Raw genomic sequence first — 23,321 nt, 5'->3', positions numbered from 1 at the left:
AATTACGCATGATTTTTGGAAAAATAGAATACCTCAATCTCTTGCCTTTTCATGTATTTATGAAGCGATTTACACGAAGCACACAGCAAAAGCTACAGATGGAATACAAAAAAAATGTTCCGGCAAAAATAAACGATGCTTTTTTAAACAGACGTGTTGATGCCGCATTTATCTCAAGTATCAAAGCAAAAAAGAGCAAACATGTAAACCTTGGAATCATTGCAAAAAAAGAGGTCAGAAGCGTTATTGTTATTCCCTCGGTACAGAATAAAACAGATATTGAATCTGCTTCATCCAACCTTTTGGCAGAGCTCTTACATGTAAAGGGCGAAGTACTCATAGGAGACAAAGCATTGCGTTATGCGCTTGTAAATAATGACTATATTGATTTGGCACAACTGTGGAATGAAAAGTATCATCTGCCTTTTGTTTTTGCGCTTTTATGTTATCACAAAAACCAAAAGCAGTACAAAAAGATAGAAAAAGCATTCCTCAAAAGAGAGATAAAAATCCCGCAGTATCTTCTGCAAAAAGCATCAAAAAAGACAAATGTTGCCCCCGCTGATATACTTGATTATCTGCAGCTTATCTCTTATAAACTTGACTGCAAGGCAAAAAAAGGTCTCAAGAAATTTTATAAATTACTGTAACAGCCCGCACTGAAGTACGGGTTCCGAAAACGGCTGCTTAAATTTTACCGTCTAAATGATCCGCTAATCTTTGCAGTTTTATTTTATACGCATCAGTGTCAAAATCCTTTACACGGGCAACACCGTCTTGTATCGCTGCTTTGGCAACCGCGGAAGCGACATACACCAAAACCCGTCTGTCAAAAGGCGAGGGAATAATATACTCGTGCCCAAACTCCATATTTTCTTTGTGATGTATCTGTTTTACATGTTTTGGAACCGGCTCTTTTGCCAGAGCGGCCAAAGCATGTGAAGCTGCAAGTTTCATATTTTCAGTAATTTTTGTTGCTCTTACATCCAATGCACCGCGAAAAATCTGCGGAAAACCGAGTACATTGTTTACCTGATTGGGGTAATCACTTCTACCGGTTCCAATAATCACATCCGGCCGCGCTTTTTTTGCATCCGCAGGGGTAATTTCGGGGTTTGGATTTGCACAGGCAAAAATAATGGGATTTGTCCGGGACATGGATTTTACCATTTGGGGTGTGATAAGGTCAGGTCGGGAGAGCCCAAGCACCATATCTGCGTTTTTCATTGCATCTGCCAAACTTCTGTCAGCTGTCTCAAATGCAAAAAGTTTTTTGTATTTGTTGAGATCGCTTCTGCCGCTGTGAATAACCCCTTTGGAATCAAGCATGGTAATATTTTTCACGCCCAAAGCCTTATACATTTTCCCGCAGGCAATTCCCGCTGCTCCGGCACCAATAATGACGACTTTGAGATCCTGTATATTTTTATTGCTCATTTGGGCAACATTCATCAGCCCTGCTGTTGTAATAACAGCTGTCCCATGCTGATCATCATGAAAAACAGGAACATTGCAAATCTCTTTGAGTCGTTCTTCTATTTCAAAACATCTTGGTGCTGAGATATCTTCCAGATTGATGCCGCCAAAACTGTCAGCCATCGATGCAACAATATTCACAATTGCATCTGTATCTTTTGTGTTGAGTTCAATATCAACAGCATCAATATTTGCAAAAGATTTGAACAAAACACCTTTACCCTCCATCACCGGTTTTCCCGCCAAGTGACCGATGTCACCAAGCCCGAGGACCGCTGTGCCGTCACTTATCACTGCAACCAGATTTCCTTTGTTGGTATATTCATAGGCAAGGTCTGCATCTTTTTGTACCTCCAGACACGGATATGCGACACCGGGACTGTAGGCCATTGAGAGCTCTTCTTGTGTTGTGCACGGTTTTGTCAGCAGTGTTCCTGTTTTTCCGTTTGTGTCAAACTCACTTTTGGCTTTGTGGTAATCCAGTGACGCCTGTTTAAATGATGGTTTCTCTGCCATAATTGTTATCCTTGTTGTTTATATTTCAAATCTGCTGCCAACACCAGCCGGCACTGAAGTACCGGTTCCAAGTGGATGTATCCGTTGTGAAATTATTCCGCACTCTGCAGAGACTTTTAGACCTTTGTTAGAAAAAGGACACTGTTGCCTTTTGAGTTGTAGTATATGCCCATAGAGTTTTTACGGGAGACAAAAACTCCGCGACCATTGAATTTTTTTGAATTTCTAAAGATTGTCGCCAGCTGATTTGTGTCAAATCCCTCTCCCTCATCTGTGATTTGTGTCACTCTGTATTGGGCAGATGCAGTTTTGATATTATATATTTTTACGGTTATTTTTTTTGTACACTCTTTTTCAAGCGAAACCAGTGTCTCAAAATATTTATCCTGCTCAAGCAACTGATGTTTTATTTCAGAATCAATACCCAGATTTCCGTGCTCGTATGCATTCATAAAAAGTTCATTAAAAGCAAGCCCGCTGCAATGATTCCGACAAATACCATCATACCAGTTATTTGCTTCTTCAACGGCATCCAGCGTTGTTTCAAAAACCTTTGCACTGATCAGTGTTGTTTCATTTAATTCTAATCTGTTGATAAATATAAAAGTAAAATCATCTTCCTGTATGGCAATTTTTTCCAATACATGTTTTTTCATCTCTTCTCGGGTAAAAGAGTCTATAAAATCATTTTCAATAAAACTGTTATATACGATTCCCTCTACAGTATTGTTTTCTACTATGCCGTCACTGTAAAAAAGAAATTTATGTATATTTTTTACAGAGCAATTGTCTATCTTGTATGTTTCGCTCCACTTGCTCATCGGCGGATTGTTTGATTTGATTTTTATCACATTGCCTGCATTGTCCTCAAGTAAAAAAGGCGGCATTGCAAATTTGGCATATTCCAATTCAAAAGAGTAGTTGTCAAATAAAATATAGTCTACAGACAGAGCTTCCTCATCAAGCAAGATAGGCTTCATAAAATCCATAGACTCTTGAATCAGTATATCAAGACTGAAATTCTCATACTCTATCATTTTGTCTATCAAATGATTGACAAAGACTGTCACAGCCATGGCACTGAGTGAAGCACTCAATCCTTTTCCCATCCCGTCAACAAGAAAGTAAAAAGTTTTGTCTTCATTGATTCTTCGAGCAGAATAGGCATCCCCGCTCAGTGTGTCAAGAGGCTGATAAAAAAAGTCTACCAGTGAAATATCTTTAGAATCAATCATCTTGTAATAAAAATCATTTCTCAGGATATTGAGCTCTTTTTGAAATGCCAGCTCTTCCTGGTAGGCGGCATAGGCATCTTTCTCCTGTAATGATTTATCTGTACTCTTTTCCTGCATTGTTTGGACTAAATTTTAAATTTACTGAGTTCATTTTTTAAAGCAGCGGCATCCTGAGAAAGTGTTGAGACAACAGCTTCTATCGTTGTGCGCAGCTCATTGTTTTTTGTAGAAACAACAACAATCTCATCCATCGTACTCACAAGCTCTTTTGTTTTTGTTGCTATGTATATGCTTTGGTGCATGACATCAGTGGAGCTCTCTTTTGTCTGCATCAGATTCTCTTTTGTATCATTGGATGCTACGATTAGTTCCTGCGCGGATTCTGCAATCTGATCCATACTTTGTGAGGTATGCTGTGTCTCTTCGGCGATTTCAACTACATTTTGGGTAATGAGATTTACATTTGCACTGATTTCGCTTAAGGATTTTTGTGTACGCTCGGCAAGTTTTCTCACTTCATCGGCAACTACGGCAAAACCTCGACCATGTTCCCCGGCACGGGCTGCTTCAATAGCGGCGTTGAGTGCAAGCAGATTTGTCTGATCTGCAATATCTGAAATAATCTCCAGCACATCTTTGATATTTTTTGCCTGTTCTGTCAACTCGCTGACTTTTTGAACAAGCTCCTGCTGTTGTGAACTGCCCTCTTCTATAGACTCTACCACTGTACTCAGTTTGCTTATAAACTCTTCTAAGAAATTCGATGTTGTCTGTAAATCTTCTGTCACTGTCACAGTAGATTCTTCTACCGTATCGAGTTTATTACCAATATCTACCGCCAGTTCATTGACCACACTGATTTTGCCGTCTTCCACTTCACTGTTTTCTTTTAAAGTAATCACGACATCCCGTAATCTCTCAGATTCATTTTGGTTTCTTCTTGAGACATCGGTAACACTCAGAACTGTCTCTTTAAAGGCACTGATCATTACATGTAAAGCTTTGGAAATTTGGGAAATTTCATCATTGCCTTCTACAATGATGTTACATGTAAGGTCAAGATCACTCGAAACGCATTTTATTTTTTCCAAAGAGCTTTGCACGCTTTTGTTTACGCCTCTGCTGATTGTCATAATGATGATAAAAATAATAATTGCAAAAGCAATATAACTTACAAGAGTAACGACTGTCCGTTTTTTATATTCTGATTCTATTTTTGCCAAAATTGCATCATTGTTTTTGGCAAGTTCATCATCTACATGTTTTAAAAGATTTATCTTTTTTGTAATGGTTTGAAACCAGACAACACTGTCAACCCCAAAATTACCTTCATTTGCTTTTGTTTGGGCAATTTCTCTCATTTTGTTTACTTTATCCACAGCAGGAGAGTTCATTGTGCTTCTGTAAAGTTGCTTTGCCCTGTCTGTCGCCATCGTTAAGAATGCATCTATATAAGCGTCCTGCTGCGCCACAAGTGTAACAAACTTGGCATACATTCCCGGAGCAAACCTGTCTGCAGAAAATGTAGCACTCAGTACCGCACGCTCTATCCCCGCTCTCTCTTTTGATTTTAAAAAGTTTGTATAGGCGTCCAGGGCTTTGACCAGTTCAGGAGTCGATGCCAGTTTTGCACTCAATCCGACAATATTTAAAATCTTCCTATTCATCTTTGTATAATATGCAACTTCTTTTGCAACACTGATACTGAAACTGTCAACAAGATTTCTGATTTGACTGATTTTATTCATATATTCTTGCAGTCCACGAATCTGATCTTGAAGTTCTTTTGGAAAATCGTTTAAATCCAATGTCTTGAGATACTCTTTGAACTCCTGGTTCCTTTTATCTGTCAGTTCTCTTTGTTTAGGAAGAATACCTGCAAATTTCTTCCCCTTCGAACCCAAATAACCGGCACTTGCCCCTCTCTCTTTTTGCGTCTCATGAATCAACAGACTCAGTTTTTGAGACATTACATTCAACATCTTTGACTGTTGTACAACAGTATCTTCTTTCAGCGCTGTGTTAACCGTCAATCCTATAATTACCAACGCAAAAGAGACAACAATTGCGGTAATAAGATTGAGTTTGCTTTTTATAGTCATTTTTTATACCTTTTTTACGTGAAATAAAGAGACAAGATTCAGATCTTCAAAAAGCTCCATAAGCTGTTCATCGCCTACTTCCACATGTAAATCAACATTGTCCTTTAAAACAAGTTTGTTTAAATACCCAATTACAGAGGAGGTGATGGATATGGAATCTTTGATTATGAGAACAATATGCCTGTGTGTTGTTCTGAGCGTATCTATCGTCTCTTTAATCTGTTGATAGTCCTGTATCGATTTGATATTTCCGTTTATAGTTACAGTATTTGCAGACACTGAAATAGTCATAAAATCTTCCTTGCTGAAAAGTATTTTTTCAAGTATATCATTATTTTGATGAGTGTTTTATAATTTTTATCCACTCTTTCATCTTTTTTTCATAGCCTATCTCTTTTAACTCCACAAAATGCATCGGTTTTGCAAGATAGTTTTGTTCGACATAGCCGCCAAAATCGTGGGGATACAAATAGTTTTCATTATTGTTTGTGATATTTTTCGGGATTTCTGCAATGTTACCCTCTTTCACACTCTTTAAAGCTTTGTTTATTGCCAAATATGCAGAATTGGATTTTGGAGAGGCACAGAGATAAATAACCGCCTGTGCCAGGATAATTCTTGCCTCCGGATAGCCTATCTTGCTTACACTTGTCAGGCAGGAGGTCGCCAATGTCAGAGCCTGCGGGTTTGCATTCCCGACATCTTCGCTTGCCAGGATTACAAGCCGTCTGGCGATAAAGTCGGCACTCTCTCCGCCTGCAATCAAACGTGCAAGGTAATAAATCGCTGCATCCGCATCACTGCCGCGAATAGACTTAATCAGCGCTGACGTCAGGTCATAATGTACACCGTCTTCACTGCTTCCGGCCTGCAGAGCATTGGGACGGAGCGACTGCAACAACTTCAGAGTCACTGTTTCATTGATGTTGGCGGCAAATTCCAACAGATTGAGCATCGCTCTGGCATCTCCGCCGCTTGAAGCTATGAGGTACTCTTTTGCATCCTCCTCAAGGACAATATTAGTTTTATTCAGTGCTCTCAGTAACAGTTTTTCCAAACCGGCATGGGAGATACTTTTGAGCTCAAAAAGCATAGAGCGTGAACGGATTGCAGAGGTAAGCGAATAAAAAGGGTTTTCAGTTGAAGCGCCTATGATGAGCACAGAATTGTTTTCCATCACCGGCAATAAAACCTCCTGCTGATTTTTTGAAAGCCTATGCACCTCATCTATAAATATAAGCGGCTTTTGCAGAGCATTTTTATACTGATCAAATATTTTACGAAGCTGTTCGACTTTCAGCGAAGTGGCATTAAACTCATAAAAAGGGAGCTGCATAGTTTTTGCTATGACTCTGGCAAGTGATGTCTTTCCAACACCGGCAGGTCCATAAAAAAAACTGTGACCAAGTACTTCTTTTTCACATAAAACACGCAAAGGCGCATCTTTTGCTGTTAAATGCTCCTGTCCTGTTATCTCATCAAAATTTGCAGGTCGCAGCAGATGTGTAAAATCCATCTCCTACTCTTTTTCTTCTTTTCTCTTTTTCTCTCTGGCTCTCTTTTTCTCTTCTTTTAAAAATTTGTAGAGTGCAGAATACTCACTGCGCGTCAAATATCTTGTTTTGCCCGTTGGCAGATTGTTTAATTCGATTTCAGCAAAACTTACACGTTTGAGATCAGCCACCTCTGCGCCAAAGTGTGCAAAAAAGCGGCGAAGTTCACGGTTTTTCCCCTCTTTTAGCGCTACTTTGAGGATGGAGTAGTTGGGCTGATTCTTTTGAATCTTATAGCCTATAAAAGGTTTTATGTCCATCGAAGTAATTTTGGAATGCGAATGCGCTCCGGCACTTGCATCATCCAGATAGATCCCGTTGAGCATGGCATCCTCCATGTCCGGAGTCACCATCCCTTTGATTTTAATCTTGTAAATTCTCTCAAGATCTGACTCCATCAGCGCCGTCGCTACATGGGAGGCATCTGTCAGAAGCAGCAGTCCTTCACTTGCAAAGTCAAGCCGGCCGACAGGAATAAAATGCTTAAACTCTTTGCTTAAAGAGTCGTAAATTGTGCGTCTGCCTTTTGGGTCATTCTTTGTAACAAGTTCTCCTTTTGGTTTGTTATACACAATCACCGTGTATTTTTCCTGAGGAGAAACCTGTTTGCCGCTGATATAGACAATATCCACACCCTCTTGTATCTGTGTTGCAGGATTCGTTTCTATCTCTCCGTTTACACGGACATAACCGTCTTGGACAGCCTTGTCAGCCTCTCGTCTTGAGTAGGTTGAATAGTGTGCAATATATTTGTTTAGTCTCATTATTATGAAATTCCTTTTTCTATGAGCGTATGAATATGAAGTACGCCCTGTATCTTTTTGTCCTTGTCTGTTACAACCAGAAGCTGGATTTTTTTCTCTTCTATTAAAACAAGTGCATCACTCGCAAGCATCTCTTCATCATCTATGCTCATAGGATCAGATGTGGCATATTTAAGCACATCATCTTCAAGTGAAAAGTCATCTCTTAAAAGTGCCCGGCGGACATCGCCGTCACTCATAAGTGCTGCAAGCTTTCCTGCATTATCGGTTATCAAAACAGTTCCGAGCCTGCCTTCGCTTATTTTCAAAATAGCATCTTTTACTTTTGCATCTTTTGAAACTACAGGCAGATCATCACTTTTCATCAGATTTTTCACTTTAATAAAAAGTTTTTTTCCCAAAGCGCCGCCGGGATGAAAAGAAGCAAAATCACTCTTTTTAAAATCTCTGGCCTTCATCAGAGCCACAGCCAGGGCATCACCGAGTGCAAGCGTCAGTGTTGTCGAGCTTGTCGGTGCGATATTGAGAGGACAGGCCTCTTTTTCAACAACAACCTGAATGACTACATCACTGTACTGTCCAAGCGTTGAGTGTTTGTCCCGTGTCATGCCTATAAGCGGTATGCCAAAACGTTTGATATGCGGCAAAATAGAACTGAGTTCTTCGCTTTCGCCTGAATAACTGATAGCAATAACAACATCATTTTTGTCTATCATGCCAAGATCGCCATGCAGTGCTTCTGTTGGGTGCAGAAAAAAGCTCGGTGTTCCTGTCGAGGCAAAGGTAGCCGCCATTTTTGCACCGATAAGTCCGCTTTTTCCAACACCGCTCACAACAAGTTTGCCTTTGCATGCAAGTATGATTTCTACAGCTTTGTTAAAGGCATCATCAATGTTTTTTGCCGCATTGAGCAGGGTATTTGCTTCGATATTTAATGTTTCCTGTGCAATTGTTTTATAATTCATAGTCTAATTATACCTTTTTTATCATCAAGAAGATATAATACTAAAAATATGATTTTTAAGGACATGCTATGAGAAATGTTATTGGTAGATATTTGGATACTATTGATGCTTTAAGATTAGAAAACAGAATGCTCACACACAATACATTGATTTTGGGTGAAGAGGGTGCGGGCAAGACAAACCTGGCCTGCAAAATAAGGAATTTTGTCATTGACAATAATGTACCCACGCTCTATATGGACTTTGCAGATTCCCATGAGGATGATGTTGAGCTCAGATACAAAGATGAGCACTTTAACTATATTCGTTTTGAAGAGAGCGAAGCGTTTGATGAGGCTTTTGCTGCACTTGTAGCTGAAAAAAAGCATATCTATATGGCTGTCAATCCTAACTTTTTTGCCACCAAAAGAGAGAAGAAAAGCAAACTTTCAAAAGTAATTTCCCAGCAGGAACTTTTGGACAACTATTACTATTTTTTCCATGATATTGAAAACCTTAACGGTTTTTATACAAAATTTGAAGATTTTTTACTCTATATGCTCAGCTTCACAAATCTTCAAAAACAGGGCTTTACATTTTTGGCACAGCCGCATCCGACTTTTGAGAACCCGCATCTCAAACTGTTGTTTTCCTTTCTTTATGTAGGAAAATGTTCCAATGCCAACTATTTCAATACAGCCATTTTAAAAACACTGAAAAAAAACCACTTTTACTACCAGTACAGAACTGCCTACCCTACACTGCTCTTTAATGATATAAAAAGCAGTATGGTAAAAATAGACGAGTATGTTCCTGAAGTCTGATTATGCAAAAGATATTTGAAGAGGTTGCCCCGCTTGATCAAAGATGCTACCAAGAGTTCTTTTTAAGCGAAGATATTTTAATGGAACATGCCGCAAACGGCATGGCCTCCTATATAAGAGCCAACTTCTCAAACGAAGAGAAAATCCTCATAGTCACAGGAAGCGGCAACAACGGAGCAGACGGAATCGCTTTGGCACGGCTTTTGCATGGTGAGTATGATGTCTGCCTTTTGTATGCCAAAGACCCAAAGTCCCAAATGGCTTTGCTACAGGAAAAAAGAGCCAAGGCTTTACATGTAAAGAAGATAAAAGAATTTCAGGAGTGTGATATCCTTGTTGATGCCATTGTCGGCACAGGCTTCAGTGGAGAATTTTCTGCAGAAATTGCAAACCTTTTACATGTAATGAACACAGTCAAGGCTTTTAAAATTGCCTGTGATGTGCCAAGCGGGCTTACAAAAAGCGGTGCCTGTGCAAAAACAACCTTTTGTGCAGATGTGACGCTGACAATGGGGGCTTTGAAAAAAGCACTCTTTTTGGACGAAGCAAAAGAGCAGACAGGAAAGATTGAAGTTCTGGATTTGGGAGTTACAAGAAAACTCTATGAAACACAGACAAACTGGCAGCTTCTGGATCTGTGTGATTTACAGCTTCCGACAAGAGAAGAAAAAAATACCCATAAAGGCAGTTTTGGCCATTTAAGCCTGCTTTGCGGTGAAAAACCGGGAGCTTCCATCATGAGTGCTCTGGGTGCTCTTAGATTTGGTGCAGGGCTTGTTACCCTTGTCGGATATGAAAATCATCAGATGTTGCATATTCCTCATTCCCTCATGTATGCCCATGCTCTGCCGGCTAATACAACTGCAATTGCCTGCGGTATGGGACTGGGAACAGAATTCAGTGATGCTGAACTTAAAGAGCTGCTAAATAACGGTCTTCCTCTTCTGGTGGATGCGGACCTGTTTGCGATGCCTCTTGTTTTGGAAATTTTAGAGCGTAAAAATATTGTGCTCACACCGCATCCAAAAGAGTTTGTATCACTTTTAAAACTCACAGAACTTGCCGACATCACTGTAGGGGAACTGCAAAAAAAACGATTTTTCTATGTGGAACTCTTTTGCAAAGCCTATCCGGATGCAACCCTTCTCTTAAAGGGGGCAAATGTTATTATCGGTGCAGGAGATGCGTTTTTCATAAACCCTCACGGCAGTGCCAAACTTGCCAAAGCAGGAAGCGGCGATGTACTGAGCGGACTCATAGGCTCTTTGCTGGCACAGAGAAAAACCCCACTCGATGCTGCAATACACGGATCTCTTGCACACACAAAACTGGCACAAAACTACTCCGGTGCTGATTTTTCTCTTACACCGGAGAATTTGATACAGGGAATTGGGAATTTATAAGATTGCTTATGTTATAAATCGTATAATTTCTCTTATAAGCTTTTTTCGGAACCCGGACTTCAGTCTCAATTCCATTAAGTTAAACAGTTTTTCGGAACCCATACTTTAGTGCGGGCTTTATATCTTTAAAGACAAAGGCCCAGGTTCCAGAAAAACATCAGGTTTTTTCTTAACTTAATGGCACTCAGACTAAAGTCTAAGCTGAGTGTCTTTAAGAAACTTGCTTCCGAAAAATATCATACTCTTTACTCCACAGCATTGTGAAGGGAATACAACAAAAAAGGACAGATAAAAAATGGATAACAAATTAAAAATCGGAAAATATGAACTCGGTTCAAGACTTATTGTCGGAAGCGGGAAATATGACTCTTTTGAAACAACAAAAGAAGCAACACTTGCCAGCGGAAGCGAACTGATCACCGTTGCGGTCAGACGTCTTAATATTACAGATCCGGACAAGGAAAATCTGCGTGATACTTTTGCCGGAACAAATGTAAAGTTTCTGCCAAACTCCGCGGGATGTGTGACTGCCGAAGAAGCAATTACGACATTTCGTTTGACACGCGAGGCTACGGGTATTGATCTGATCAAACTTGAAGTCATCGGCGATACGCAAAAAACACTCTACCCTGATGTGCTTGAAACCATAAAGGCCTGTGAAGTTCTTGCAAAAGAAGGTTTTACAATCATGGCATACACTTCGGATGATCCGATTATGGCAAAGCGTCTTGAGGATGCCGGAGCAGATGCGGTTATGCCTCTTGCCGCCCCTATCGGAAGCGGCCTGGGTATTCAAAACCCATACAATATTGTATTTATCCGCGATGCAATAAAAGTGCCGGTAATTGTGGATGCAGGCATCGGCTGTGCCAGTGATGCTGCCTATGCGATGGAACTTGGTGCTGACGGTGTTTTAACAAACACAGCCATAGCCCAGGCACAAAACCCTATGGTAATGGCAGAGGCTATGAAGCATGCCGTACAGGCGGGAAGAATGAGCTACCTTGCAGGAAGAATTCCAAAACGCCCTTACGCAACCGCATCATCTCCGGTAGACGGTATGATACAGTTTTAGTCCCGTAAAAGAACAAAGTTCTTTTACTTTGCTTTTAGCGGTGGAGCGGGTGTTTGTAATCTGACGGATTGGCTGCCTTGTACACCAGTCCGCCTACTGCCAAAAGCAAAACAACTGCGATAATAATATTTTTTACCATAAAAACCTCCTTATTTGATATCAAGTTTTTCAGAAAGATGTGTCATCAAAAGAAGTTTTCCCATTCCCTCAAAAAATTTTTCAATTCCCATCTCTTTTGCAACTACCGCTTTTTTCAAAGCACTCAAAAATACCAGCCGTGACTCTTCTGATGCCTGCATATACGTTTCTATAATATAGATAAAACTCAAAGAGTGTACTTTGCCGTTCACATCAAAATCAATAGCAGAGACCGGATTTATTCCCTCCTTCTCCAAGATTTTTATACACTCGTCTTTAATTTTGTCCATCATATAATCCCCATTAGTGAAAGCATCACCACAAACATGGCGACAGGCGTAATATAACGAAGAGAAAAGTACCATGGCCCAAAGGCCCATTTTAACTGTGGTTTCATTGTTGCTTCCACTTCCGAACGCGGCATGACATAACCGACGAAAATCGCCATCAAAAGCCCGCCAAGAGGCAACATAATCGCAGCAGTCACATAGTCAACCCAGTCAAAAAAGTTTTTGCTGCCCCATGTCAGATACTCTTTTGCACCGTCTATGTTTGAGAGAATGGCAAAAATACCGAAAAACCAGAAAAATGTCCCCACAAAAAGAGTCGACTTGAGACGATTCCAGCCAAATCGGTCTATAAAATACTGTACCATAGGCTCAACAAGAGAAACAGAAGATGTCAATCCTGCAAAGGCCAAAGCAATAAAAAACAAAATGGCAAAAATATTTCCGATGATGCCCATCTCATAAAATGCAGCCGGCAAAGAGATAAAGACAAGCCCCGGACCTTTTGCAGGACCCGAACCGTACTGGTACAAAAAGGTAAAAAGCATCAGTCCCGCGACTATGGCTATTGTCGTATCCAAAAAGACAACCCAAAAAGCGCTCTTGACAATATTTGCATTTTTTTCAAGTGATGCCGCATAGGTCATAATGGCACCCATCCCAAGACTCAATGTAAAAAAAGCATGCCCGACAGCGACCACAAAGGCTTCCGAGGTAATCTTGGACCAGTCAGGAGAGAACATAAAGGTGACCGCTTTTGAAAAACCGTCCAGTGTAACTGCATACGCAAACATCGAAGCCAAAATAATCATCAGTGCCGGCATCAAAAACATATTGAGCTTTTCTATACCGCCTTTTAAACCCTTGTGCAGGACATAGGTAATCATAACAAAGGAAAGCGTATGGTAGAAAAACTGTGTCCAGAAATCAGCATGAAGCATCTTTGTAAAGGTTGTTTCTGCTTCGGCAACCGTCGAGGGAAGATAGGTCAGCGAGGTAACTATATAGTTGAATATCCATCCGATGACTACAGAATAGAATATCATGATAAAAAGACCTGCCAGCCCCTGAAAACCGGCAAATTTCCATAAGTTTTTATGTTTTGGTGCCAACACTTCAAAAGAGGTCACGGTATCACGTCTGCCAAGATACCCGATGAGCATTTCCGCTGTCATAATGGAAAAGCCGATAAGCAGTACCGTGATGAGATAAACAAGGACAAAAGCTCCGCCGCCATACTCTCCTGTAATATAAGGAAATTTCCAAATATTTCCAAGTCCTACAGCACTGCCTGCTGCTGCCATTATAAAACCAATCCGACTAAATCTAGCTATTTTCATGCGTAACTTTCTGTATTGAAGTAGTCTAATTATACTGAAAAAATCAGTTTTTTAAAAAGAATTCCAAAATACTATTGACATTTTGAATCAAATTAACTATAATTTCGCCTCATTAATCAGCATAACTGCTTGTTTAATGTGTGCAGGTCGGGGTGTAGCTCAGTATGGTTAGAGTACCTGGTTTGGGACCAGGGGGCCGAAGGTTCGAGTCCTTTCACCCCGACCACTTTAAATTTTTACTTTATATTTTATATAACAATATGGTGGGATTAGCTCAGCTGGTTAGAGCACTGGTTTGTGGTGCCGGGGGTCGCGGGTTCGAATCCCGTATCCCACCCCATGAAAAAATATAAAAAATTAAATAATATAACAAATGTAGTAGCGTCCGTGGCTCAACTGGATAGAGTTTCGGATTTCGGCTCCGAGGGTTATAGGTTCGAATCCTATCGGGCGTACCATTTTAGCCTCCTTAGCTCAGCTGGATAGAGCAACGCCCTTCTAAGGCGTAGGCCACACGTTCGAATCGTGTAGGGGGTACCACTAAATTTTTTATATTATTTTGTCAGAAGTGACGTTAAAAACTTATCCACGCGGATGTGGTGAAATTGGTAGACACGCCAGACTTAGGATCTGGTGCCGCAAGGTGTGAAGGTTCAAGTCCTTTCATCCGCACCATTCAACTATAAAAATCTCTCAAAACATCGATAACAACGAATAAAATCAACTACTTTAAGTTTATGAAAAATCTACTTTAGTCATCTATTAGTCACCACTACTCTTTTTTTGTCACTATTAGTAATTAAAAAACTCTATTACTTTAAGTTTACTACATCGCCAATTCTAATATCAAGTGCAATTTCCACCTAATTTAACTAGCTAACTTTTTACTCATTTCACTAAAAAACACCTCATATGGAGTTTTATATCCAAGGATTTTTCTAGGTCGATTGTTAAGTCTGTTCTGAATCATAATGATTTCATCCTTTGAGACATTTAAAAAGGTGCTTTTCTTGGGTAAATACTGCCTGATTAATCCGTTAGTATGTTCATTCAATCCTCTCTCCCAAGAGTGATATGGATTAGCAAAGTAAAAATCTGTGTTCAGTGCAGCTACTACTTGTTTATGATATGCGAATTCCTTGCCGTTGTCACTTGTAATTGTATGAGTGATCTTTTTCATTGGTGTGAGCATCTCTATAAGCGCTTGGGTTACTACTTCGGCATGTTTAGTTGGTACATTTTTAATGATAGCAAATTTTGATTTTCTGTCAACTACAGTAACTAAAAATCCTTTATGATCTTTACCAACTACAGTGTCAATTTCCCAATCTCCGATGCGAGACTTTTTCTCTACAATCTTTGGTCTCTTATCTATCATGATACGGTCTATAATAGTACCTCTCGCCATATAGTCATTACTTCGCTTATGATACTTCTTGTTTTTGTGTCGGAGGTACTGGTAAAGTTTACCACCATTCTTTTTGTTGGTATAAATGTAGCGATAGATAGTCTCATGAACTACTGATACCCCAGTATCGAGTTTCATACGACCTGATATCTGTTCTGGCGACCAGTCCTGTTTTAGCTTCGCTCTGATATATTTCTCGATAGGTTTCGTGAGTGAGTGTCTCTTTCTTTTTTGCATCTCAGTTTTTGTTGAAATAATCTGAGCTAGCTCTGCATTATAGCCTCTTATCTTATCATTATTTCTTCTAAGCTCTCTGCTTATTGTTGATGGGTGCACACCAAGTTCATTTGCAACTTCTTTTTGGTTTAATCCAGCCTTTTGCAAAGCTGAAATATGGTATCGTTTCTCTAGGGTTAATTGTTTATATCTCATGCTACTTCTTATTTTTTGGTTGAAATAGATTAGCAGGTTATCAGTTAACCCTACCTTTCAACTTACTTTTAAAAAATTGCACTTGATATTAGAATTGGCGCATTAAAAAAACAATTTTCTTTTTATCAACTATCATCATTTTTCATCAACTCTATGCAATTTATTGCACTTTCTAACTCAGGTATCAGCCTTCATAATTTTCCTATAATTGCTCCGTTGTCAAACGAACTGCTAAAATTGGCACTAAGGGAAGTGAGTTAAAAGTTACTTTTTAAACACAAACCTTAAAAAATCAAATTAATTTTTGATAGACTCCGTTTCATCTTTTTTGAAGGGAGTCAAGTGTTAGATAAGAGGCAAGTTCAAATGACGGGGTGCCCCTTGAGGGTATAAAAAAACTTTTAAAACAAGGATTTAATAAAACAGAAGTAGCAAGACGACTGGGAATCAGTCGTGAGACAGTTCGTAAATATTCTAAACTTCCTGATGGGTATACACCAGTTATTAACAGAGCACCAGTAGAAAATATTGTAGATCCATATCTTCCCCATATTGCAAAGATGTTGGAAATATCCCATAAGGAGAACTCTTTTATTCCAACCACTGTAATTTACAAAGAGATACAGGCTTTAGGATACAAAGGAAGCTTGCGTTGGCTCCAGCAGGTAATGCAGAAATATGAACTGCGTGAGCGAAAAAAATAGTGAAAAGCTTATACGCTTTGAAACAGAGCCAGCCAAACAGATGCAAGTCGATTGGGTAGAGTTTCCAAAAGACAACCTCTCTGCATTCGTTGCTACAATGGGCTATTCAAGGGCTTCGTATGTGGAGTATGTTGATAATGAAAAGATAGAGACATTGCTGGCATGCCATATGAACGCTTTTAGATACTTTGGAGGCGTTCCACTAGAGTGTCTATATGATAATATGCGCACAGTCATTATTAGACGCAATGCGTACGGGAGAGGTAAACATAAACTCAATCCTCTCTTTGAAGACTTCGCCAAGCATTGTGGCTTTGCTATTAAAGTATGTCGACCATACCGTGCAAAGACGAAAGGAAAAGTTGAGAGATTTAACCATTATTTACGCTACAGTTTTCATAACGCACTGCGTGTAAAACTTGCAATGAAAAATTATCAGCTCAATATTGACAATGCTAATGCAGAAGTACTCAAATGGCTTGAAATGCAAGCCAATGTACGCATACATCAAACAACCCTGCAAAGGCCATTTGATCTGTTGGCAGAGGAGCAACCCCACTTGCTTTCTCTGCCTAAACCTTATGGTGGCATCCATCCAAAGGCTGTAATACAAAGTGTAGCAAAAAATAATCAAGAGTTCAATAAAACACAAACAATAGATTCTATCTATATTCCAAAACCAGATATACAAAGTTATGATGAACTGATCCCTGCTGCCCTGCTTTACTGTATGCTGCCAACTTTTTCTATGCAACAACTGGGAGGTGCTTTATGGAACTAGAGCAGGAGATAGAAACACTTTGCAGATCACTCAAACTCTCTACTGTAGCAAACGAGTTTCACACTGTTGCCGCCACTGCTGCCAAAGAGAGTTGGCAATATACACAGTTCTTACATGAACTTTTAGTGCTTGAAAATAACAGTAGAATGGACAGAAGTAAAAACACCCTAACCAAACTTGCAGGGTTTCCTGCTATTAAAACGCTTGAGCAGTTTGATTATACTTTTTCTGTAGGAGTTAACCGCAAACAAATAGAGGAGTTGGCAACTCTAGGTTTTATTAAACGGCATGAAAACATTATTCTCCTTGGAGAGTGTGGTGTAGGCAAAACCCATCTGGCTATTGCTTTGGCATATAAGGCAGTTCAGAACAGATACAAAGCAAAGTTTACTACTATTGCAGAATTACTTGCCAATGCCAATAAAGCCAAAAAAGAGAGGAAGTATGATGCCTTTTTAAAATCAGTAACCAATCCTTCAATACTTGTTATCGATGAGATAGGTTATTTCAATATGAACAAAGAGGAAGCCAATCACTTCTTTCAGATTATCTCTAAACGGTATGAAAAAGCCTCTACTATCCTTACCTCCAATCTTGTCTTTAGCAAGTGGTCACAGGTATTTGCAGGTGATAAGGTTGTAACAACTGCTATCCTCGATAGACTACTGCATCATTCACACATCATCAACATACAAGGAGACAGCTATAGATTAAAAGAGAAAAAAGAGTCAGGAATTATCAATTCAGATTTATATAAGTTTGGAGCTAAATCTTCAAACAAAACAGGACAAAACAAAGTGGTGGTTTAAGTTTCAAATTGTAACTTTTTTTTACTTTTTAGTGCAAATTTTTAGGGTTCGTTTGACAGCACCCGCTAACAGTGCAAAATACAAGGAACTTTCAATATCATCAAAATAGTAAAGGTAAGATATGCCCACAAACCAAGATATGGCAATGGCTATGCCACCACCATGAGGAACAGCAACACTATGAGAGCTTCTCTCATTTGGAATATCTACTAATGCTTTTTTTATTGCATATACTTTTACTAAGTAAGTCAAAGCAAACGAAAACAACAACAGAACTGTATAAATCATAACTCTTTTATTCTCTCTAAAAGTTCTTTATTGATCTTTTTGCGTCCACTGTCAAAAAGCCATCCCCACTTGTTAAAATAGTAAATGGTGGATTTAATATGCTCCCATAAAAGAGCTTTTCTTTTATAGGACTCTTTTGCATGGACATGGGTGATGCTTACATGTGGATAGAAGATAGTCTTATACTTCATATGGAGTCTTCTACTTAAATCTACATCTTCCATATACATAAAAATATTTTCATCAAACAAACCAACCTCTTTAAGAGCATTGACCCGTAGTAACATAAAACAGCCTGAGAGATACGGTACATTTAACTCTTTGTCATATCCAAAATCATGAAGCTCATACTGCTTGTTAAGAGTTTGGACAAGTTTTGTGCTTGTTGGTACAAATCTTCTTACTACAAGTTCTATGGGAGCAGGAAGCTTTTTGCAAAGTCTTTGCAGGCTTCCATCTGGGTAATAGACCTGTGGCATAACATTTGCAACATCAGGGTTGTTTTCCATATACTCCAGCAACTCTTCTAATACTCCCTTGTCATAATAGACATCTGGGTTTAACACTAGATGATAAGGTACAGCATCATCTATACTCTTTTGCAGTGCTATGTTATGTGCCACTCCAAAACCTAAGTTTTTACCATTAAAAATGTACTCTATTCTCTCATCCAAATCTGCCAGATACTTTAACTCATCTGTTTCAGAGTTGTCTATGAGGTATAACTTTACATCTAACTGGGTATCTAAAAAACTCTCAATAGCCTTTTCAAATAGTACCGGAATGTTATTATAAAGGACTATGGTTGCGTGTATTTTTGAGGTATTTTTATTCATACAAATTCTTTATTTTCAATAAAATAGTAATAATTTCTTTTAATTTGTTAGCATTAAAATTTTGCTCACAAACTCTTAAATAATGCACTACTAAAGCCTTTTTGTAATCTTCTTCGCTAAGTATTTTTTTCAATAACTCTTTTTCAGGATTTGACATAAAAGCAAAACCTAACGGCTCAATGCTCCAGTTATGAAAACTTACTAACTTCACATCTTTTTTAGTATTGACCACTAAAGTATTTTGATTAACCATAGGTAATACTAATCGTAAAGGAAGCTTTCTTATATCTTCAACAATTTTATCGTAAAAAGAGCTAAACCATATAAGTATTTCTTTTTCATCTCTATCAACTAAGTTCCATAACTTATTTAATTTTTCAGGAGTAATACGCTTATAAATTAAATTATGATCTCCTACATATCGACTTAAAAAAGCATCTGGAATCTTATTTTGGCTTATCTTTTCCAGCATAGAAAATCTTTTTTGTATCATCTCTTCATCTGCTATCTTTTCAAAGTCATCATAGTTAAATATATGGCATATAAACCCGTCTATATTAGTATCTCCGACTAGTTTTAAAGAAAGTTCACTGCACTGTTCATATAAGTTAACTTCACTCATTGCATTAATATAAAAATTATTATTGTAAATTTTTATTAAAAAAGCCTCTTCTTGAGTATTATTTTTTATTACTGTCACCTTAAAAGCAAAGGTATTTTGAATCCCAAGTTCATACCACTCATACACTATATCTTCAAAGTCATAGTCAAGCACATTTTTCATTGCTGCTTGTAGTAAACTTTTAGAGTTGTCCTTATCTAACAATCTTTGAAACTCATCTTCACTTCTACTATAAACAGCTTCGCTATCACTTTCATATAGTTCTTTAATATCTGCTACAATTTTTAGAGACATGTTAAGTCTGTTTGTATTATAATTCTGCTCATACATCTGTAGCTGATTCACTATCAATGCTTTTTTATATTCATGTGGTTTTAAAAGAGTTTTGAGCATCTCTTTTTCAACATTTGTTACAAATCCAAAACCAAGAGGCTCTAGTGACCAGTTTAAAAAGTTTACCAATTTCACATCTTCATTATAATCCGTCACAAGTGTATTTGGATTTATACCTGGTAACAATAACTTAACTGGTAATGTTCCAATCTCTTCTATAATATCGTCAAAATGAGTTTCAAACCATTCTAATAGTTCATGAGAATCAGAATCGTTGACAATTAGGACATCTTGTAGCTTTTTCTCTTGCAATCTATCACCAATAAGTTGATGTGTCATTTTATACTGCGAGATGATACTCTGGGGCACTTCAAATTCGGAAATTTTTCTAAGTATTTTTAGTTTTTTAGATTGAAACTCCGGTGGATATATTTGAGTAAAATTTTCAAAACTAAAAATATGACAATGAAACCCTTCTACCAAAGTCGCACCTAAAAAGTCCAAAGATAGAGCGTTTAGATGGCATTCAGTATATAAAGATGCACTATTAATAGCCTGTGTTTGAAAATGCTTGGCAAATGTTTTGACTAAATACCTTTTATCTTTTGTAGTTATGATTAAAGAAACAACATTTGGCACCCCAAAATCATACCATTCGTACTTTATGACTTCATCTTCAAGACCAACTATTTTCTTTAGCACATCAGGCACCCATTCTCGGTGATAATTTTTATAAAACAGTTCCTTAAAAGGATCTTTACTTTGATGCGTTATAGCTACTTTTTTTTCTGCAAAGAAAATATTCTGTATCTGAACTCTTTGATTGTATATATTTTTAACACTCATTATAAACTGACTCAAGCTTCCGCTTACATGTCTAACTAAAATGAGAGATATAACAGCATGAGCAATCGTAGTAGATGGAGTTGATGATAAAAAATCAACAGCAATAAATACAAAAACAATGAGAAATCCAATGAGATTAACATTAACAATGATTTTCTGCAGATTGTTTTCAACGCTATCTTGAAATGTTTTACTCAAAGCAAAAAGTTTAAGAACAACTAAAAAAGAAAACATCCAAAATACCAAAAGGACAAGTGCAATGTCTCTATACAGGTACAATATCGCTAAATATATCAATAATACAAAAACAAATGCACCAAGCCCATTCGTTACCTGTGCATAAATATTTGTAGCCAACTGCTCTTGATTGTTGTAAATGTGAAGCTTTTTACTCTCTTTCCAAATGTCACTAGCGCACTTCTGTTTTAGACCAGTAGTTACTTTTTCTAAACCTACCATCAATCCCAATAATCCTAACAATACAAACACCATAACTATAGCAAGCTCTTCTTTTGTATCTACAATAAATAAAGAACCTACGGAGTAACTAAAAGCTTTCCTGCTTGTTAAATGAAAAAGCATTTTCAAAGGAACTATAAAAGATGCCAACTGCAAAGCTTGCAACAATATGGATGAGAAAACTATAAAAGATATACACTTCTTTTTTGTTTGAAGAAATTGTTTTATTATTTGAATATAATTTCTAAACAAAAACCACATAGTAACCAACCTTATTTTCTCGTATCTTTTCTAACAGCTGTCACAAACTGATAGTACAAATACCCTAACATTATTTTATTGAGCATAAACAACCAGTAAATACCACTAAAATCATCCAGTGAAGACAGAAGTGAACTGTATTTATAAAACTCACTATAGAAAAGTTCATCTTTTAAAATGTAACTCGTCAATAGTCCGACCGCTAAAATCCATCCTAATGCCCAAACCCAATTTGTTGAGTAGTTTGATGATACTTTATGAACACTTAATGTCAAACAATCAGGAATTGTTTTTATAATTTTACAACTACACTTACAGACACTTTCCTTCTTCTTTTGTAGTTCTAAGGCATGATATTTATTTGACTCTATGATATTGCCTACTTTTTGAAGTTGATATTTAACTGTTCTATATGTTTCTTGGGATGTTAGCTCTATAGATGGTTTTTTATCAAGCTCTTTAACACCAAAAAAATTCATCTCTTTTTCTATATTTGCATACTCAAGATTTAGACCTTTACAAAATGTTGCCTTTCTGAAGTGACTATAACCTGCAAATGTAACATACTCAAATAACAGGTGTTCTTTAAAAAAAGTATCTCCAAATAAAGCTAAGGCTCGAAAGTTTATGGCATGAAAAACTATATCTTGATTTGTCAAAAACTTCGTTTTAAAGAAATCAGCATTTTTTTCAAAATCTGTATCTTTGAGTGCAAAGTTTTTCAGTTCACAGTTATGGAGTTTAAAATTTGCATAAAATTTCACATCTTCTATATGTAAAGCTTCAAGCTGTAAAACCTTATTAGGATTATTATATTGATTGTTTATATAAAACTTTCCTTCAAAGCAACTTTGCTTTATACTCAAAGTCTCAAATACTACATTTATAAAAACATTTTTTTGAAACACACAATTATCTATCTCTATATGCTTAACACCATTTAACAACTCCTTTTCTAATGTAGCATGAAAAGGAAGAGAGACATCATCAAATATTATATTTTTATATATGATTTTTAAACCATCTTTTATTACATGTTCCTTTATATCATCTACATGAGAACTTTCTTCGCTTACAAGGCTTGAATACTCTTCTAAACCAAATGCCTTAGATTCACAAGGGCTATATTTTTGCACAGCTATTTCTTATATTGAATCAGTGTATTATGAGATTTCATTTTACTAATTAAAGATTTTAAAAAAGAATTCTTATGGAAATATTCCCTCGAATAAAAACCTTTGTCGAAAATCCACTTATATCTGTTATAAACTGCCTTCTCACTGTCAGCATCATAATAAGTACAATACTTCTTTCTTTTAGTTGAATTAGTTTTTCCTAGTTTATAATTACTTTCAAGATAATCATTTAAAAATATATTAATTTGATTACTTAAATCTTCGAACCTAAGTATAATCATATTATCTAAGATGGAGTCTCTTAAAGAATAATATTTTTCAAATTCTGCACTTGATTTACCCCAGAATGAAGACTGCAATGCAAAATCTTTAAAATTTCCACTTTTCGCTAACTTTGCATCCTTACCACTATCCCATTCGTGTCCATTTTGCAAATATTTAAATCTTGACACTTCCAAATCATAAGGATTGCGAATGACAGCTATTACAACTTTGAAGTTAGAAAGTTTTTTATTAAATTTTTTTAAACGAACTTCTGCTTCTTCCAAGTTTTCATGCCTTATACCTTCATGAACCTGAATACCATTGATTTTTTTTTCATCCGCAGTTGCATGTCCTTTTGGTAAAAGATAATGTATATTCTTATTTTTTAAATTTTTTAATAAAAACTTACTAACAGACATTCCTGCAGCCTTTGGTACATGTATAAAACACAAATCATCATTAAAAATCATATATATCCCTATCTG

Annotated in this window: 22 protein-coding genes, 5 tRNA genes and 1 pseudogene; 12 read left to right on the top strand and 16 right to left on the bottom strand. The window is 37.4% G+C overall.

The window, feature by feature from the left end:
* Positions 1 to 8: 8 nt before the first annotated feature.
* Positions 9 to 650 carry an MqnA/MqnD/SBP family protein gene (locus MLC35_RS01190; RefSeq protein WP_434637431.1) on the top strand — a complete coding sequence of 214 codons (642 nt, stop codon included), beginning with the start codon at positions 9 to 11 and terminating at the stop codon, positions 648 to 650.
* A gap of 37 nt (positions 651 to 687) precedes the next feature.
* Here MLC35_RS01190 and MLC35_RS01185 read toward each other — a convergent pair whose 3' ends face one another.
* The 8 genes and pseudogenes from MLC35_RS01185 to MLC35_RS01150 all read right to left on the bottom strand — a co-directional run bounded on the left by MLC35_RS01185 (position 688) and on the right by MLC35_RS01150 (position 8,611).
* The gene (locus tag MLC35_RS01185; RefSeq protein ID WP_434637429.1) at positions 688 to 1,992 is read right to left on the bottom strand and encodes a malic enzyme-like NAD(P)-binding protein; all 1,305 of its coding nucleotides are present in this window, start codon (positions 1,990 to 1,992) and stop codon (positions 688 to 690) included.
* 116 nt (positions 1,993 to 2,108) lie between these two features.
* On the bottom strand, positions 2,109 to 3,344 hold the full coding sequence (locus tag MLC35_RS01180) for a PP2C family protein-serine/threonine phosphatase (RefSeq protein WP_434637427.1): 1,236 nt from the start codon (positions 3,342 to 3,344) through the stop codon (positions 2,109 to 2,111).
* Between the two features lie 8 nt (positions 3,345 to 3,352).
* The gene (locus MLC35_RS01175) at positions 3,353 to 4,216 is read right to left on the bottom strand and encodes a methyl-accepting chemotaxis protein (protein WP_418641422.1); all 864 of its coding nucleotides are present in this window, start codon (positions 4,214 to 4,216) and stop codon (positions 3,353 to 3,355) included.
* Between the two features lie 261 nt (positions 4,217 to 4,477).
* Positions 4,478 to 5,197: pseudogene (locus MLC35_RS01170) on the bottom strand (nitrate- and nitrite sensing domain-containing protein); the annotation flags it as partial.
* 135 nt (positions 5,198 to 5,332) lie between these two features.
* Entirely contained in the window at positions 5,333 to 5,620 is a 288-nt protein-coding gene (locus tag MLC35_RS01165) for a hypothetical protein (RefSeq protein ID WP_418640929.1), read from the bottom strand.
* A 40-nt stretch (positions 5,621 to 5,660) separates the two neighbouring features.
* On the bottom strand, positions 5,661 to 6,845 hold the full coding sequence (locus MLC35_RS01160; RefSeq protein ID WP_434637424.1) for a replication-associated recombination protein A: 1,185 nt from the start codon (positions 6,843 to 6,845) through the stop codon (positions 5,661 to 5,663).
* A 3-nt stretch (positions 6,846 to 6,848) separates the two neighbouring features.
* On the bottom strand, positions 6,849 to 7,646 hold the full coding sequence (locus MLC35_RS01155; protein WP_226067307.1) for a pseudouridine synthase: 798 nt from the start codon (positions 7,644 to 7,646) through the stop codon (positions 6,849 to 6,851).
* 2 nt (positions 7,647 to 7,648) lie between these two features.
* Positions 7,649 to 8,611 carry a KpsF/GutQ family sugar-phosphate isomerase gene (locus MLC35_RS01150; protein WP_418640927.1) on the bottom strand — a complete coding sequence of 321 codons (963 nt, stop codon included), beginning with the start codon at positions 8,609 to 8,611 and terminating at the stop codon, positions 7,649 to 7,651.
* 68 nt (positions 8,612 to 8,679) lie between these two features.
* On the opposite strand from MLC35_RS01150, the gene MLC35_RS01145 reads away from it, so the two are divergent.
* The 3 genes from MLC35_RS01145 (at position 8,680) to MLC35_RS01135 (ending at position 11,892) form a co-directional block, all read left to right on the top strand.
* Positions 8,680 to 9,414, top strand: a complete 735-nt coding sequence (locus MLC35_RS01145) for an ATP-binding protein (protein ID WP_151901280.1) — start codon at positions 8,680 to 8,682, stop codon at positions 9,412 to 9,414.
* Positions 9,415 to 9,416: 2 nt separating this feature from the next.
* A complete protein-coding gene (locus MLC35_RS01140; RefSeq protein ID WP_434637420.1) occupies positions 9,417 to 10,817 on the top strand; it encodes an NAD(P)H-hydrate dehydratase in 1,401 nt (466 codons plus the stop codon).
* A 295-nt stretch (positions 10,818 to 11,112) separates the two neighbouring features.
* Complete coding sequence (locus MLC35_RS01135; protein WP_346389172.1) at positions 11,113 to 11,892, top strand: thiazole synthase; 780 nt, start codon at positions 11,113 to 11,115, stop codon at positions 11,890 to 11,892.
* Positions 11,893 to 12,041: 149 nt separating this feature from the next.
* Here the strand turns inward: MLC35_RS01135 and MLC35_RS01130 are convergent, their stop codons facing one another.
* The gene (locus MLC35_RS01130) at positions 12,042 to 12,323 is read right to left on the bottom strand and encodes a hypothetical protein (RefSeq protein ID WP_434637418.1); all 282 of its coding nucleotides are present in this window, start codon (positions 12,321 to 12,323) and stop codon (positions 12,042 to 12,044) included.
* Complete coding sequence (locus MLC35_RS01125) at positions 12,320 to 13,657, bottom strand: sodium-dependent transporter (protein ID WP_434637416.1); 1,338 nt, start codon at positions 13,655 to 13,657, stop codon at positions 12,320 to 12,322. Before MLC35_RS01125 ends, MLC35_RS01130 begins: the two co-directional genes overlap by 4 nt.
* 148 nt (positions 13,658 to 13,805) lie before the next feature.
* Here MLC35_RS01125 and MLC35_RS01120 point away from each other — a divergent pair.
* The 5 genes from MLC35_RS01120 to MLC35_RS01100 all read left to right on the top strand — a co-directional run bounded on the left by MLC35_RS01120 (position 13,806) and on the right by MLC35_RS01100 (position 14,332).
* Positions 13,806 to 13,883: transfer RNA gene (locus tag MLC35_RS01120), tRNA-Pro, on the top strand.
* A 37-nt stretch (positions 13,884 to 13,920) separates the two neighbouring features.
* Positions 13,921 to 13,997 (top strand) — tRNA-His (locus MLC35_RS01115).
* A gap of 41 nt (positions 13,998 to 14,038) precedes the next feature.
* Positions 14,039 to 14,115 (top strand) — tRNA-Arg (locus MLC35_RS01110).
* A 5-nt stretch (positions 14,116 to 14,120) separates the two neighbouring features.
* A tRNA-Arg gene (locus tag MLC35_RS01105) sits at positions 14,121 to 14,197 on the top strand.
* Positions 14,198 to 14,247: 50 nt separating this feature from the next.
* A tRNA-Leu gene (locus tag MLC35_RS01100) sits at positions 14,248 to 14,332 on the top strand.
* Between the two features lie 193 nt (positions 14,333 to 14,525).
* Here the strand turns inward: MLC35_RS01100 and MLC35_RS01095 are convergent.
* Complete coding sequence (locus tag MLC35_RS01095) at positions 14,526 to 15,497, bottom strand: IS30 family transposase (protein WP_434636706.1); 972 nt, start codon at positions 15,495 to 15,497, stop codon at positions 14,526 to 14,528.
* Positions 15,498 to 15,871: 374 nt separating this feature from the next.
* Between MLC35_RS01095 and MLC35_RS01090 the strand changes: the two genes are divergently transcribed.
* The 3 genes from MLC35_RS01090 to istB are packed head-to-tail and all read left to right on the top strand — an operon-like array spanning position 15,872 to position 17,791.
* On the top strand, positions 15,872 to 16,201 hold the full coding sequence (locus MLC35_RS01090) for a helix-turn-helix domain-containing protein (RefSeq protein ID WP_434637414.1): 330 nt from the start codon (positions 15,872 to 15,874) through the stop codon (positions 16,199 to 16,201).
* Positions 16,185 to 16,982: an IS21 family transposase gene (istA, locus tag MLC35_RS01085; protein WP_434637411.1), complete on the top strand. Its 798-nt coding sequence runs from the start codon at positions 16,185 to 16,187 to the stop codon at positions 16,980 to 16,982. The genes MLC35_RS01090 and istA overlap by 17 nt, the downstream gene beginning before the upstream one ends.
* Positions 16,973 to 17,791, top strand: a complete 819-nt coding sequence (istB, locus tag MLC35_RS01080; protein WP_434579842.1) for an IS21-like element helper ATPase IstB — start codon at positions 16,973 to 16,975, stop codon at positions 17,789 to 17,791. Before istA ends, istB begins: the two co-directional genes overlap by 10 nt.
* 21 nt (positions 17,792 to 17,812) lie before the next feature.
* Here istB and MLC35_RS01075 read toward each other — a convergent pair whose 3' ends face one another.
* From MLC35_RS01075 to MLC35_RS01055, 5 genes are read right to left on the bottom strand one after another with little or no spacing between them, the layout of a single operon-like run.
* Entirely contained in the window at positions 17,813 to 18,079 is a 267-nt protein-coding gene (locus tag MLC35_RS01075; protein ID WP_434637410.1) for a hypothetical protein, read from the bottom strand.
* Positions 18,076 to 18,915, bottom strand: coding sequence for a glycosyltransferase family 2 protein (locus tag MLC35_RS01070; RefSeq protein ID WP_434637408.1), 840 nt, complete (start codon positions 18,913 to 18,915; stop codon positions 18,076 to 18,078). Before MLC35_RS01070 ends, MLC35_RS01075 begins: the two co-directional genes overlap by 4 nt.
* Positions 18,908 to 21,436 carry a hypothetical protein gene (locus tag MLC35_RS01065; protein WP_434637406.1) on the bottom strand — a complete coding sequence of 843 codons (2,529 nt, stop codon included), beginning with the start codon at positions 21,434 to 21,436 and terminating at the stop codon, positions 18,908 to 18,910. The genes MLC35_RS01070 and MLC35_RS01065 overlap by 8 nt, the downstream gene beginning before the upstream one ends.
* An 11-nt stretch (positions 21,437 to 21,447) precedes the next feature.
* Entirely contained in the window at positions 21,448 to 22,572 is a 1,125-nt protein-coding gene (locus MLC35_RS01060; RefSeq protein ID WP_434637404.1) for a hypothetical protein, read from the bottom strand.
* A 2-nt stretch (positions 22,573 to 22,574) separates the two neighbouring features.
* Positions 22,575 to 23,306, bottom strand: a complete 732-nt coding sequence (locus MLC35_RS01055) for a hypothetical protein (RefSeq protein ID WP_434637402.1) — start codon at positions 23,304 to 23,306, stop codon at positions 22,575 to 22,577.
* Positions 23,307 to 23,321 lie beyond the last annotated feature (15 nt).

It is taken from the genome of Sulfurimonas sp. NW7 (genome assembly GCF_051132265.1).
GTDB lineage: Bacteria > Campylobacterota > Campylobacteria > Campylobacterales > Sulfurimonadaceae > Sulfurimonas > Sulfurimonas hydrogeniphila.
The sequence above is the reverse complement of the archived record's forward strand: the minus strand, read 5'-3'. Positions and strand labels throughout refer to the sequence as shown.